This is a genomic window from Xenorhabdus miraniensis, from assembly GCF_002632615.1.
The window spans coordinates 14,680-29,069 of sequence record NZ_NITZ01000004.1 but is presented as its reverse complement, the minus strand read 5'-3'; the positions used below and the strand labels follow the sequence as shown (position 1 = coordinate 29,069).

The following is a 14,390-nucleotide window of genomic DNA, read 5'->3' as shown; positions in this document are numbered from 1 at the left end:
GAAACTTTAAAACGAGCTAATTTGTTGTAACTGGTTAAAAATAATATCTTTTTACGTAAACTTCAATAATGGGCAACAACAAATAGCAATGTGAACAACAATGATTATCACCCTCATGAATTTAGAATTAACTTCCGAAAAGCTTAGATTAAGAAGCATAATATTTATGGCAGAGAAGTCGGTAATAGTGAAAGGGATTAAGTCGAGCCGCTTCGCAATCCTGCTGAATAATGAAAAAATCTGATACATTCCTGCGAGTAATCCTGCTAACCTAGCACCAAAATCTTCCTAATCTAATCCATAGGTGAATCACACAGATTATCAGTGATAAGATAGCTTTTTCGCCCAGGATGAGGTTCATTAACGTTCCATCCTTAGCTGATCATATTTAGGTTTTGTCATTTAGATGGGTTGACTGAGCGTCGATGGCCCAACTGAGTCAACAGGAATTAATGAAATTGAATAACATCAATACGAAAGAATCCCCAGCAAAGGATATAGATAGCCATACTCCCATGATGCAGCAGTATCTGCGACTGAAAGCACAGCACCCAGATATTCTACTGCTTTATCGGATGGGGGATTTTTATGAGTTGTTCTATGACGATGCCAAAAAAGCGGCGAAGCTACTGGATATTTCTCTGACCAAACGCGGGCAATCGGCGGGTCAGCCTATTCCTATGGCGGGCGTTCCTTATCACGCAATCGAAAACTACTTGGCAAAACTGGTACAACTCGGTGAATCCGCAGCGCTCTGTGAGCAAGTCGGTGATCCAGCAAGCAGCAAAGGCCCTGTTGAGCGCAAAGTTGTACGTATTGTCACACCCGGTACAGTGACTGATGAGGCTTTGCTGCAAGAGCGTCAGGATAATCTTCTGGCGGCTATCTGGCATGACAGTCAGGGCTTTGGTTATGCAACATTGGATATCACTTCCGGCCGTTTCCGCGTGTCTGAAATGGCCGATGAAGATACTATTGCCGCAGAATTGCAACGCACACGACCCGCTGAATTGCTTTATCCTGAAACATTCGGGCCGATGGCGCTGATCGAGCGCTGTCATGGTTTACGCCGCCGCCCAATGTGGGAATTTGAACTGGAAACCGCAAAGCAACAACTGAATCTGCAATTCAGCACTCGTGACCTGATTGGCTTCGGCGTGGAAAAATCGACGCTTGCTCTGCGTGCTGCGGGTTGTTTGCTGCAATATGTTAAAGATACTCAACGCACCGCCCTCCCCCATATCCGTAGCCTTACGATGGAACGTCAACAGGAAACGGTCATTATGGATGCCGCAACCCGCCGTAATCTTGAGCTGACGTTAAATCTATCCGGTGGTACGGAGAACACGCTGGCTTCGGTACTCGATCAGTGTGTAACACCAATGGGCAGCCGAATGCTAAAACGCTGGCTGCATACGCCGATTCGCAATAAAGGCATACTGGAAAACCGCCAGCAAGCCATTTCCGCATTACAGGAAATTGGCTATGAGTTACAACCATTTTTACGTCAGGTCGGTGACTTAGAGCGTGTACTTGCCCGCCTTGCACTTCGCTCTGCCCGTCCCCGTGATCTGGCCAGAATGCGTCACGCTTTCCAGCAATTGCCGGACATTCATCAGATCATGGCATCTTCCGATTTTCCTTATATTCAGGCATTACAGCAACGCGTGGGGCATTTTGATGAACTACAAACGCTGTTGGAAAATGCGGTTGTCGAAACACCGCCTGTTTTAGTACGTGACGGCGGTGTCATTGCGACTGGCTATAATGCTGAATTGGACGAGTGGAGAGCATTGGCCGAGGGTGCCAGTGATTATCTGGACAGACTGGAGATCCGTGAACGTGAAAAGCTCGGCATAGATACCCTGAAAGTCGGCTTCAATGCGGTGCATGGATACTATATTCAAGTCAGCCGCGGGCAAAGCCATTTAGTGCCGATCCATTATGTTCGTCGTCAGACGCTTAAAAATGCAGAACGCTATATCATTCCTGAATTAAAGGAATATGAAGACAAGGTGCTGACTTCCAAAGGCAAAGCACTTGCCATTGAGAAAGCGCTGTATGAAGAATTGTTTGATTTGTTGTTGCCTCATCTGGCGGAGTTGCAGGCCAGTGCGGAAGCGCTGGCAGAACTGGATGTGCTGGCAAATCTTGCTGAACGTGCTGAAACACTGAATTACACTTGTCCGATACTGACAGATAAAGCCGGTATTCAAATCACTGGCGGTCGCCATCCCGTTGTTGAGCAGGTATTGAGTGAGCCATTTATTTCTAACCCATTAACGCTCTCATCACAGCGCCGTTTGCTGATTATTACAGGGCCGAATATGGGGGGTAAAAGTACCTATATGCGTCAGGCGGCCCTGATTACGCTGCTGGCCTATATTGGGAGCTTTGTCCCTGCCGAGAAAGCGATTATTGGCCCCGTAGACCGTATTTTCACTCGTGTAGGTGCATCTGATGATCTCGCGTCAGGGCGTTCTACCTTTATGGTGGAAATGACCGAAACCGCCAATATTCTGCATAATGCTACCGAATACAGTTTAGTATTAATGGATGAAATCGGTCGCGGCACGTCTACATATGATGGTTTATCCCTTGCCTGGTCCTGCGCTGAAAGTTTGGCTAACCGCATCAAAGCGATGACACTGTTTGCAACTCACTATTTCGAGCTGACAACCCTGCCAGAAAAACTGGAAGGTGTTGTCAATATTCATCTGGATGCCGTCGAACATGGCGATACGATTGCTTTCATGCACAGTGTGCAGGAAGGCGCAGCAAGCAAGAGCTATGGGCTGGCGGTTGCTTCTTTAGCGGGTGTTCCCCGTGATGTCATTAAGCGGGCGCGGCAGAAACTGAAGGAACTGGAATCGCTCTCCAATCATGCGACGGCAAGCCATGTTGATACGCCGCAGTTGACTCTGCTGACAGAAGAAACTTCTCCGGCAGTAGAAGCATTGGAAAACCTGAATCCAGATACGTTAACACCACGCCAGGCACTGGAATGGATCTATCGCTTAAAGGATATGGTATAGCAATGAATGACGTAGCAATAAATGGGGTAGAAAAAAGCGGAACAGCAATAAAGTTTGATGCCAGCTTGTTAGTCCCCATTTATCAGTTCTTACAGTGCGAAACACCTGAACAGTGGGTAGAAAAAGCCCGGCAGCCCGAAAATCTGCCGGTTTTACTGCGTGATCATCTATTGTGCGAATTGAAAGCGGCGCAAAGCGCCATGTTCTTAATTCGCAAATATGCCGTTGACCCCGAAAGTGCTGACACCTTATTGGCATGGTTTCAGCCCTATGAAGATTTTGCTTATAAAAAAATAGGTGACATCCATTCACTAAAGGGAAAAAGTCAGGCTACCAAGCAAATTACTGCTCGGTCAAAATCACCGTATGGTCAGGATTTAATTGATAAAATGGTGATGTTGATTAAGGAAGAACTCCATCACTTTTATCAGGTACTGGAAATCATGGATGCCAGAGGGATAAGCTATGACAGTATCACTGCCAGTCGCTATGCCAAATCCCTGTTTCAACATATTACCAACCATGAACCTTATACGTTGGTGGATAAGCTGATTATTGGTGCTTATATTGAGGCGCGCTCATGTGAACGTTTCGCAAAACTGGCGCCTCACTTAGATGAAGAATTAGGTAAGTTTTATATTTCTCTGCTGCGATCAGAAGCCCGCCACTATCAAGATTATTTGTCACTGGCTCAATTGATATCTAAAGAAGATATTGCAGAAAGGGTGAATTATTTCGGCCGAATTGAAGCAGAACTTATTCAAACACTGGATCATGATTTTAAATTTCACAGTGGTGTTCCTATTATCGAAAATAGATAAATAGAAGACTAAGTGATAATAAAAATATAAATAAGTGAATAAATAGGTAAGTGAAAGAGAAATAAAAGATGGGCTTATTTAGCCCACCTTTGGGTTACCACCAAATATATCTCTTTAACTTTCAGTTACCAATTTGAAGATCACAGCCACGCATTCCAGGCATACAGTCACTTCTGCCTCTGGAAATTTGTTTACTTTTCACCTCGCAGTAAATTGAAATCAAATGGATATAAATATAATTAAGTACGGAATAATGATTCTATATTCAAGCCTTGGGTATGCAGTATATCTCTAAGACGACGCAATCCCTCAACCTGAATTTGACGAACTCTCTCTCTTGTTAAACCTATTTCTCGCCCAACATCCTCTAATGTTTCCGCTTCATACCCAAGCAAACCGAAACGTCTGGCCAGAACTTCACGCTGTTTTGCATTCAGTTCAAACAACCACTTAACGATACTCTGTTTCATATCATCATCTTGGATTGTTGTTTCCGGCCCTGAGTCGTTTTCATCAGATAAAATATCCAATAATGCTTTATCTGAATCGCCACTAATTGGCGTATCGACAGAAGTAATGCGCTCGTTAAGCCGCATCATACGGCTCACGTCTTCAACGGGTTTATCCAGTTTCTCCGCAATTTCTTCGACACTGGGTTCGTGATCCAATTTGTGTGCCAGTTCTCTTGCAGTACGTAAATAGACATTTAACTCTTTGACTATGTGAATAGGCAGACGAATTGTGCGAGTTTGGTTCATGATGGCACGTTCGATTGTTTGACGTATCCACCATGTTGCATAAGTAGAAAAACGGAATCCCCTTTCAGGATCAAATTTTTCTACCGCACGAATAAGCCCAAGGTTGCCTTCTTCAATCAGATCCAGCAAAGCTAATCCCCGATTGCTATATCGGCGAGATATTTTAACAACCAACCGCAAGTTACTTTCAATCATGCGTTGGCGTGCAGCCATATCTCCTCGAAGTGCCCGTCTCGCGAAAAGAACCTCTTCCTCTGCGGTCAGCAGAGGAGAAAAACCAATCTCTCCAAGATATAGCTGTGTTGCATCAAGAACACGTTGGTTTACCCCTTGCAACAAATCCAAATCTTCATCAAGATTGGCTACATCATCCTCATCTTTCAGCAACGCTTCATCAAAGTCATCAGCTTCCATGCGATTTTCGTCTAAATCCGCATCATCATACAACTTATTAACTTTAAGCGTACTTTGGCTCATCAGCTGCTCCTACCCATGATAATGCGGGCAGGAATTTCAGATCCTGCCCCGGTTTATCGCTGCGGAAGATAACGCAGCGGGTTTACGGATTTTCCCTTATAGCGAATTTCAAAATGCAATCTTACGGAACTTGTTCCGGTACTACCCATGGTGGCAATTTTTTGCCCCGCTTGAACATCCTGCTGCTCACGAACTAACATAGTATCGTTATGAGCATAGGCGCTCAGGTAGTCATCGTTATGTTTTATAATTATTAAATTTCCATATCCACGTAACGCATTACCGGCATAAACGACTTTCCCACTGGCTGTTGAGAATACGGGTTGGCCACGATTGCCCGCAATATCAACGCCTTTATTTCCTCCCTGAGAATCAGAAAAGCCTTCAAGAATTTTGCCTTCTGCCGGCCATCTCCAACTATTAATAGTGCCAATGCCAGCACTGCTAATAGTGTTATTTACATCTGTATCTGTTGCTGTAGATACTTTTTGAGCGGCATTTTCACTACCAGAAATAGTTACTCTTGGCAACATCTTTCCTGAGCTTGGTCTATCAATATTTGCAGGATACGCATTAATTTTTTGAAAATCAACCTGCTTAATTTTAGATTGAGTACTATTTGATGCTATTAATACACCATTCTTGGAGTTTACATTATCTATTTTCAGGACTTGCCCAACATTTAAGCCATAAGGTTCTGAAATGCCGTTTCTTTGAGATAGATCACGAAAATCATTACCTGTAATCCAGGCTATATAAAACAAAGTATCGCCATGTTTGACCGTGTAGGTACTCCCGCTGTAGCTTCCCTTGGGAATGTTTTCGTAGTTACGGTTATAGACAATCTTTCCTGAATATGAACCATTTTCGGTAGCATGATTCACTAACTGACGGTTTTTGGCAGCATGATTATCTGATACGCGATGAGTTGAAATCACAGGAGGAGAAGATGGCAATGGAGCCGAAATTGATGACGGTTTAGAGAATATTTCTCCATTTTTCTCCTTATTATCAATATTCACTATTGGTGCCGGGCGATCCGGTGTATTGCTACAACCTACCAGCATGATTCCCATAACAGTACTGGTAATTATCCACTTTATTTTTTTCACTGGGTTTCCTGAATTCATACCTTATCCCCTCATAAAGGCAATATAAGAGCAAAGAATAATGATTTATAAAGAAATTTAGAATTACAAAAGATTTAAAGCGAAATATTTTGCTTAATTTCAGAAAAAATGACAGCTAATTTAAAAGTCATAGCCACAAAAAATTAGCTGATTATGCTAGCTCGCCTTGAATTAGGGGCACAAAACGGACTGATTCGATAACTTCACTATGAAAATCATTCCCATAACGATGTACCACTTTCAACGACTGAGAACGCTCACCGACAGGCAAAACCATCACACCGCCATCGGCAAGTTGATGGAGCAAAGCCTGTGGAACTTCTGGTGGTGCAGCGGTAACAATGATGGCATCAAACGGCCCTTTTGATGGCCATCCATGCCAACCATCACCGTGACGAGTTGAGATATTATGTAAGTCCAGTTGTTTCAATCTGCGTTTGGCCTGCCACTGTAATCCCTTTATACGTTCCACAGAGAAAACATGTTTGGCTAAATGAGCAAGTATAGCAGTCTGATAACCGGAGCCGGTGCCTATTTCCAATACATTGGATTCTGGCGTTACATTCAGCAATTCTGTCATGCGAGCAACAATATAAGGCTGGGATATGGTCTGCCCATGCCCAATCGGCAGGGCTGTATTCTCATAAGCCTTGTGCGCCAGGGCTTCATCAACGAAACATTCCCTGGGTACTTTGGCTATAATTTCCAACAGATGCTCATTGTGTATTCCTTGCTGGCGCAATTGCGCCAGCAAATTTTTCATTGACCGGATTAACATTCGTCAATATCTCCGACTTTTGCCAACCAATCGCTTATCAATTCCTGAGCTTTATAAGCCGTCAAATCCACCTGTAAAGGAGTAATGGAGACAAACCCTTCCTCCACTGCTGCAAAATCCGTTTCAGGCCCAAAGTCATTTTTTTCTCCCGGAGGGCCTATCCAGTAGAGCATATTGCCTTTGGGGTCTTCCAAAGCATAAACTTCTTCAGCAGCGCAGCGGCTGCCACATCGGGTTACCCGGAACCCTTTAATTTGCTCAATAGGGATATCAGGCACATTGATATTCAGAATATTGCCCGCTCTCAATGGAAACTTTTGCAACAACGTTAATAAGCGTACTGTTACTTCTGCTGCTGTTTCATAATGTTTATCGCCATTGAGTGATACCGCCAGTGCAGGTAACCCCAGATGGCGCCCTTCCATCGCAGCCGCAACCGTGCCGGAATAAATCACATCATCCCCGAGATTGGGGCCACAGTTAATTCCTGAAACAACAATGTCAGGACGGGGGCGAACCAGTTTATTCACACCTAAATAGACGCAATCCGTCGGTGTTCCCTCCTGAACGGCAATGTCACCATTATTCAGTGTATGAATGCGCAAGGGGCGATCTAGTGTTAAGGCGTTCGACGCACCGCTACGGTTACGATCAGGTGCAACCACCTGAACATGATAGTGTTCCCGCAATGTAGCCGCTAAGGTTTGAATACCCGGTGCGGTAACACCATCATCGTTACTCAGCAATATCCGCAGCATGTAAGTATCTCATTGATTTATTAAGTGAAACATAGCTTAATACTGTAACTTATCCTGTCTGTAATCCTATTTGTCTGGCGTGACTTACGATTGAACAATATTAAAGCTGTCAGAAAATCGTTTGATCTTAGCATGACGCTACCTGTTTTGTAGAGTGCTTTACGTTCAAGCTGAGTAAATGAAAACAGCCGCCACAAGAAATATCTCTTTGATTTTCTGCCTGCTAAAAAAAGAAAATCTCAGTGAATCAAAGTATCCCGATGAACACTATTTTTTACTTCATGGTCGAAGTGTCTGAATTGACGGCGGCTGTTGAGCAATGAAAGCGGTGAGTTTGTTACGGATTATCACTTTGTTCTGGAGCAGTTTCCCAGATGGAAACACGATATATAACTGAAAAATTCGCTTATTTAATCATATATTAATGTATATGATTATTTTTTGATTCATTTATTAATTAAACAATTATTTTTACCAATTAGAATTAGCCTCCTGATTTTAATTAAAACAAATAACATATAAATAAATAAAAAAACAAAATATTCACCTGAATTTCAGGCAATATTTAAAAAACCAAATATACTTTAGTTATCTATTTGGTTTTTTATAATAACAACATAGGGAGATAGATATGTTCACAGAAAATTACTTCGATAGTTTTGCATCATTAGTTCTATATGCAGCAACGATGTATGATCAATATCCGGATAACCTGATGCCCCCTCCAGATCCACGCATAGAAAAAGATGGCTGGAAACTGAAATGTTATATATCAGGAATAGAATGTATTATTTGTGAAAATGCCAAAGAAAATAAAAAAGAATTAATATTTCCCGATAAAAGAGCTAACCATGGATATATTGTTGAGAGAATAAAAAACCCAGGAGAATACGTTATTGCTCTCCGAGGGACCAAAACCTCTGCAGAAAAAATAAAAGACTTTGATATACACTATATACATCCCTGGCCTGATACACCAGATCAAGCAGTTTTTGATGGTTTTCATTCAATGTATCAATCTCTGAATCTGATTGTTCCTGATAATACAACAGGTATTAATTACTCCCAACTCAAACTAGCAGATGCCATCACACAATTTATCGGAGTAAATGGCTATTACACAATATCAGGTCATAGCCTTGGTGCTGCAATGGGAACTTATCTTATGAGAGATATCTATAATAAAGCCCCTCACGGCAGGGCTTGCCTATTTGCCAGCCCAAGAGTAGGAAATTATGAATTTGTTACATATGTTAGTGAGCATTTCAAGGATAATGTCGTTCATAATTATATATATGATTGGATAACTAAAATTCCTCCTTTTTCTGAACAACTACCCAATGTCAATGAACTGCCTCCGAGAGACGATGTGAAAATCACTGATACAATAAATTGTAAACACACTATACTCACTTATCTTGCTTTATTAAATAAATACAAATTTTACGAAGTAATTAGTGCAAATGTCCCGGTAGAGCATCAAACATGGAATGACTGTCTACAAGTGATAATAAAGGGTTAGATAATAAAAAATCAGGGAATATAATGAATGAACACAGCCAACACGATTCGCCCGTTTTTATGTATCGTGGTAAGGCGGCCATTATGGGGTGTGATGGGTATTAGATATAAATATGGATTAAGAGCCTATTCCATTAGGCTCTTAATCAAACTCTTACTCCGCAATATCCGCAGTATTATTTTGCTCTTGATTAATCAGCTCCCTGACAACGCTGGTGGCAAAACTCCCCGATGGCAGAGAGAAATAGAGAGTAACGATTTGATCATCCTTCCATTCCCAGCGCAAGTTAAGTGGCTTCACCAATATTGCGCGGCGGGCGCTCTCCACTCGCTCACGTTTGGCTAATTCCCAAAGTGATTCATATTTCAGTAAGCATTGTTGTTCAAAATCCAGGGCTTGATGCTGTGTACCCAATGACTTATCGCCCGGCAAAGGCGCCGTTATCTGTAATTCTCCGTCCATGACTCGCTGCTGCAACACGGCTAATTCAGACTCATCAGCCACAAACCAGCTACCACGTCCTGTTAACTGCAAAGCATCGCCATTCAACACCTGCTGATGTGTATTCTGGGCGATACGTATGCTGGCAATCGCATTAAACATGGCACTACGGCAGGCAGAAAGGTAAAAGCTGCGGCGATTACGTTCTCTGACTTGAATTTCGTTCGCCGCCCAGCGCTGCGCCTGCACCAGATTTTGACCATCACGCCCGAAACGTTGCTCACCAAAATAATTAGGTACACCTGTTTGTGATATCTGCTGTAAGCGGTTTTCCACGGACTGCCGATCAGATATTTCTCTCAATACCAGAGTAAAATCATTACCTTTCAATGCACCAATCCGTAGTTTTCGTTTCTGGCGGGAGGTTGCCAGCACTTCACAACCTTCAAGTTGAAAGGCGGTTAAATCCGGATCTTGTTTTCCCGGAAGATGTAAACAAAACCACTGTTCCGTGACCGCATTGCGATCTTTTAACCCTGCATAACTGACAGAACGAGACGGTATTTTGGCAAAACGAGCAAGATTATCTGCCACAAATTGGGTGTTACATCCTGTCTTACGGATGTGTACCATCAAGTGTTCACCTTCTCCATCAGGAGAAAAGCCTAAATCTTCACGAACAATAAAGTCTTCTGGTGCGGCTTTGACAACACCCGTCGCTTCCGGTCGGCCATAAAGCCAATGTAATTCACTCAACGTCATACTTATTCCTTTACCAGCAAAGCCACCGCTTCGCAGGCAATGCCTTCTTTACGGCCAACAAATCCCAGTTTTTCTGTGGTTGTCGCCTTAACGTTAATATCATCCATATGACATTCAAGATCCTCTGCCAAATTAACCCGCATCTGAGGAATATGAGGCAGCATTTTCGGTGCCTGCGCAATGATGGTGATATCCAAATTCCCGATCCGATAACCCTTTGCCCGGATACGGCGATAAGCTTCTTTCAGCAGTTCCCGGCTATCCGCACCTTTAAAGGCAGGGTCAGTATCAGGGAATAATTTACCGATATCACCTAATGCCGCCGCGCCCAACAAAGCATCTGTAGCAGCATGTAACGCAACATCGCCATCTGAATGAGCGATTAGTCCTTGTTCATAAGGAATACGGACACCGCCAATGATCAATGGGCCTTCTCCGCCAAATTTATGCACATCAAAACCGTGTCCAATTCTCATACGATAGATTCCTTAGATTTTCGGGATAGATAAAACTCAGCCAATGCTAAATCTTCAGGTTGGGTAACTTTAATATTATCCGCCCGCCCATTGACCAATACAGGGCGGTAACCACAATATTCCAGTGCCGAAGATTCATCCGTAATGCAGGCTTGTTCTGCAAGTGCTTTGCTCAAGCAATCACGCAATAGCTGTAAAGGGAATAACTGCGGGGTCAGGGCATGCCAAAGTCCGTTGCGATCAACGGTATGATCAATCACTGTATAATGTTTGGTTGAGGGTGATTCTTTTACTGACTGCGATACCATGCGTTTCATGGTATCCCTCACGGGAGAGGCCAGAAGCCCGCCACATACGTCAGGAGAATCGACACGTTTCTCAATAAGACATAGCAAATTATCTAAATCGTCCCGATGAAGACAAGGGCGAGCGGCATCGTGTACCAAAACCCAAATTGCTCTTTCGGCCGGCAAGCCAGACAAATAATTTAACCCTGCCAATACTGAGTCTGCCCGCTCTTCACCACCGATAACGGTGGTAATTCTGGGATCTGAGGCGATATCCAACTGCTCAAATTGAGTATCAGCAGGATTCAGTGCAACAATAATGCGCTGTATACGGGGATGCTCAAGTAATGCAGCCAAGGTATGTTCAAGGATCGTTTTCCCCGCAACGTTGAGGTACTGCTTTGGGCAATCGGATTTCATCCGGCTACCAATGCCCGCAGCCGGGATCAATGCGACTATTTCAGTAAGAGGAGTGTCAATAAGAGTATGGTCAATAGGAGAATGAAACCCTGAATTATTCATTTCGATTAGTAAATTAGTTGCTGTTCTGGTTTAAAGATTGCGGCGCGTTTTGTTTAGAGGTATCTGGCACCATACGGTAAAAGGATTCTCCCGGCTTAATCATGCCCAGTTCATTACGAGCACGTTCTTCAATCGCCTCATTTCCTACTTTAAGATCCTTGATTTCAGCAAATAGCTGATCATTACGCGCTTTAAGTTTGAGATTATCGACTTCTTGCTTATCAACCTCAGACTTAACCCGAACGTAATCATGAATACCATTTTTGCCGAGCCACAGCGAATACTGCAACCAGCCAAGCAGAATCAGTAATAGTAGCGTTAGTTTGCCCATCTCCCCCCCTGAAAACCCGCTAATCATCCCACAACTGAAAGCATCACGCCACTGACTATTTACTATCTATTTACTATCGCAAAACTGATCTAAAATACGGCCACAAAATATGACCACGTGATGTAATAAGCACATATTGAGTTAGATGAGTGTAGAAACACATTATTCCACTATCAATAATAATGTGTTTCACCGCGGTTTATTTAACGAGGGAATTAAGCTGGCTGGATACCGTAACTTTGCAGAACTAAAAGCAATTTTTCAATCGAAGTTTCCACGGGTTGTGAGCCATTCAAATAAATATCAGGATGCTCCGGTGCTTCATAAACTGCACTAATTCCCGTGAAATGGGGCAATTCTCCCGCTCGTGCTTTTTTATATAACCCTTTGGGATCACGAGCCTCACATATTTCAAGAGGTGTATCAACATGCACTTCAATAAATTGCCCCACTTCCATGAGTTCACGTATTTTTTGCCGCTCTGTTTTGTTGGGGGAAATAAACGCGGTCAGCACCACCAGCCCGGCATCAACCATCAATTTTGAGACTTCTCCGACTCGTCGAATATTTTCCTGCCTGTCAGTGTCAGAAAATCCTAAATCACTGCACAAACCATGGCGCAGATTATCACCGTCCAGTAAGTAGGTTTTGATTCCTTGCGAAAACAACGCTTGTTCCAATGCCCCCGCAAGAGTGGATTTTCCTGAGCCAGATAATCCCGTGAACCAAACTACTAAGGCAGGATGCCCATTTACTGTTTCCCGCTGTTTCCTATCCAGTGCATGTGAATGCCAGACGATATTTTGTGAAACCGGTGAGCGGGAGCCAGATGCCTTATTCTGAGACACTTATTTCCCTCCCAATAAGTCACGCGCTCCCCAATGCGGGAAGTGGCGACGGACTAACCGATTGAACTCCAGTTCAAACTCACTGTATTCTTTAGGCTCTTCATAAACATCAGTCTGAATTTCCCGCACCAGCCCGGCTCCCACAGTAACGTTGGTCAGACGATCAATCAGAATGATGCCGCCTGTATCCGCATTTTGTGCATAACTGTCGAGCAGTAACGGCTCATCAAATGAGAATTCCACCAGCCCAATTGCATTCAAAGAGAGCTCAACCGCAACTTTCTGGGTCAAATTGTTAATATCTACCTGATATTGGAAATTATCGACTTTGCCCCGGCTTTTTTTACCCGCAACTTTGATATCCAGACTTTGCCCCTGAATCAATGGCTTTTCCGACATCCATACAACATCAACCAAAGCATGGCGGACTGCAATCATTTGATCCTCAACAGCAACCAATAGATCGCCACGACTGATATCAATTTCATCTTTTAGTACAACGGTAATGGCTTCTCCAGGTACAGCAAATGGCAGATCACCATTAAAAGTCACTATTCTCTCTACCGTCGAAACAACCCCTGATGGCATCACTTTAATTTTCTGGCCTTGGCGCAAAACCCCTGACGATAATGTCCCACTGTATCCACGAAAATCGAGATCGGGGCGGTTTACATATTGCACCGGAAAGCGCAGAGGCTGTTCTGTCGCTTTGGTCTGTACATCCACGGATTCAAGGATATCCAGTAAAGTTTTCCCTGTATGCCAGGCCATTTTTTCGCTGCGGGTGACAATGTTATCCCCTTCCAATGCTGAAATTGGCACGAAATGAATATTCAGGTCAGCAGGCAATTGAGCTGCAAAATCCAAGTAATCCTGTTTGATCTGTTCAAATATATCTTGTCGGTATTCGAGCAGATCCATTTTATTCACGGCTACCACCAGATGGCGAATACCCAGCAGGGTGCTGATAAAACTGTGTCGGCGTGTTTGCTCCTGGACACCTTTTCGTGCATCTATCAGCAAAATGGAGAGATTACTGGTTGAAGCGCCAGTGGCCATATTGCGGGTATATTGTTCATGCCCCGGTGTATCCGCAATGATGAATTTGCGCTTTTCTGTAGAAAAATAACGGTATGCAACGTCAATGGTAATGCCCTGCTCCCGTTCCGCAGCCAATCCATCGACTAATAATGCCAAATCCAGCTTTTCGCCTTGAGTCCCTATCCGCTTGCTGTCGCTTTGTAATGTTGCAAGCTGATCTTCATAAATTTGGCGGGTGTCATGCAGTAAACGGCCTATTAGTGTACTTTTGCCATCATCCACGCTACCACAGGTTAAAAAGCGCAATAATCCCTTTTCTTGCTGTCCCCGCAGGTAAGCTTCAACGCCTCCTTGCTGTTTGATCTGGCTGGCGATGGTTTCATTATATGCAAGTGCTGGCATT

13 protein-coding genes are annotated in these 14,390 nt (G+C 43.5%); 3 read left to right on the top strand and 10 right to left on the bottom strand.

The window, feature by feature from the left end:
- Positions 1-452 precede the first annotated feature (452 nt).
- Both mutS and miaE read left to right on the top strand, forming a co-directional pair.
- Entirely contained in the window at positions 453-3,035 is a 2,583-nt protein-coding gene (gene mutS / locus Xmir_RS05220) for a DNA mismatch repair protein MutS (protein WP_099113545.1), read from the top strand.
- Between the two features lie 2 nt (positions 3,036-3,037).
- A complete protein-coding gene (miaE, locus tag Xmir_RS05215; RefSeq protein ID WP_099113368.1) occupies positions 3,038-3,856 on the top strand; it encodes a tRNA isopentenyl-2-thiomethyl-A-37 hydroxylase MiaE in 819 nt (272 codons plus the stop codon).
- Positions 3,857-4,095: 239 nt separating this feature from the next.
- Here the strand turns inward: miaE and rpoS are convergent, their stop codons facing one another.
- The 4 genes from rpoS to surE all read right to left on the bottom strand — a co-directional run bounded on the left by rpoS (position 4,096) and on the right by surE (position 7,757).
- Entirely contained in the window at positions 4,096-5,091 is a 996-nt protein-coding gene (gene rpoS / locus Xmir_RS05210) for an RNA polymerase sigma factor RpoS (protein ID WP_099113367.1), read from the bottom strand.
- A gap of 53 nt (positions 5,092-5,144) precedes the next feature.
- Positions 5,145-6,221 (bottom strand): murein hydrolase activator NlpD, encoded by a 1,077-nt coding sequence (nlpD, locus tag Xmir_RS05205; RefSeq protein WP_099113366.1) that lies wholly within the window; start codon positions 6,219-6,221, stop codon positions 5,145-5,147.
- Between the two features lie 151 nt (positions 6,222-6,372).
- Positions 6,373-6,999: a protein-L-isoaspartate(D-aspartate) O-methyltransferase gene (locus tag Xmir_RS05200; RefSeq protein ID WP_099113365.1), complete on the bottom strand. Its 627-nt coding sequence runs from the start codon at positions 6,997-6,999 to the stop codon at positions 6,373-6,375.
- Positions 6,993-7,757 (bottom strand): 5'/3'-nucleotidase SurE, encoded by a 765-nt coding sequence (gene surE / locus Xmir_RS05195; RefSeq protein WP_099113364.1) that lies wholly within the window; start codon positions 7,755-7,757, stop codon positions 6,993-6,995. The genes Xmir_RS05200 and surE overlap by 7 nt, the downstream gene beginning before the upstream one ends.
- A gap of 631 nt (positions 7,758-8,388) precedes the next feature.
- On the opposite strand from surE, the gene Xmir_RS05190 reads away from it, so the two are divergent.
- Positions 8,389-9,279, top strand: coding sequence for a lipase family protein (locus tag Xmir_RS05190; protein ID WP_099113363.1), 891 nt, complete (start codon positions 8,389-8,391; stop codon positions 9,277-9,279).
- Positions 9,280-9,432: 153 nt separating this feature from the next.
- Here Xmir_RS05190 and truD read toward each other — a convergent pair whose 3' ends face one another.
- From truD to cysN, 6 genes are all read right to left on the bottom strand, one after another.
- Positions 9,433-10,482: a tRNA pseudouridine(13) synthase TruD gene (gene truD / locus Xmir_RS05185; RefSeq protein WP_099113362.1), complete on the bottom strand. Its 1,050-nt coding sequence runs from the start codon at positions 10,480-10,482 to the stop codon at positions 9,433-9,435.
- Positions 10,483-10,484: 2 nt separating this feature from the next.
- Positions 10,485-10,958: a 2-C-methyl-D-erythritol 2,4-cyclodiphosphate synthase gene (gene ispF, locus Xmir_RS05180; protein ID WP_099113361.1), complete on the bottom strand. Its 474-nt coding sequence runs from the start codon at positions 10,956-10,958 to the stop codon at positions 10,485-10,487.
- A complete protein-coding gene (gene ispD, locus Xmir_RS05175; protein ID WP_208620389.1) occupies positions 10,955-11,767 on the bottom strand; it encodes a 2-C-methyl-D-erythritol 4-phosphate cytidylyltransferase in 813 nt (270 codons plus the stop codon). The genes ispF and ispD overlap by 4 nt, the downstream gene beginning before the upstream one ends.
- A gap of 13 nt (positions 11,768-11,780) precedes the next feature.
- Complete coding sequence (gene ftsB / locus Xmir_RS05170; protein WP_099113360.1) at positions 11,781-12,098, bottom strand: cell division protein FtsB; 318 nt, start codon at positions 12,096-12,098, stop codon at positions 11,781-11,783.
- A gap of 215 nt (positions 12,099-12,313) precedes the next feature.
- Positions 12,314-12,946 carry an adenylyl-sulfate kinase gene (cysC, locus tag Xmir_RS05165; RefSeq protein ID WP_099113359.1) on the bottom strand — a complete coding sequence of 211 codons (633 nt, stop codon included), beginning with the start codon at positions 12,944-12,946 and terminating at the stop codon, positions 12,314-12,316.
- Positions 12,947-14,389, bottom strand: a complete 1,443-nt coding sequence (gene cysN, locus Xmir_RS05160; protein WP_099113358.1) for a sulfate adenylyltransferase subunit CysN — start codon at positions 14,387-14,389, stop codon at positions 12,947-12,949.
- Position 14,390: the final 1 nt, after the last annotated feature.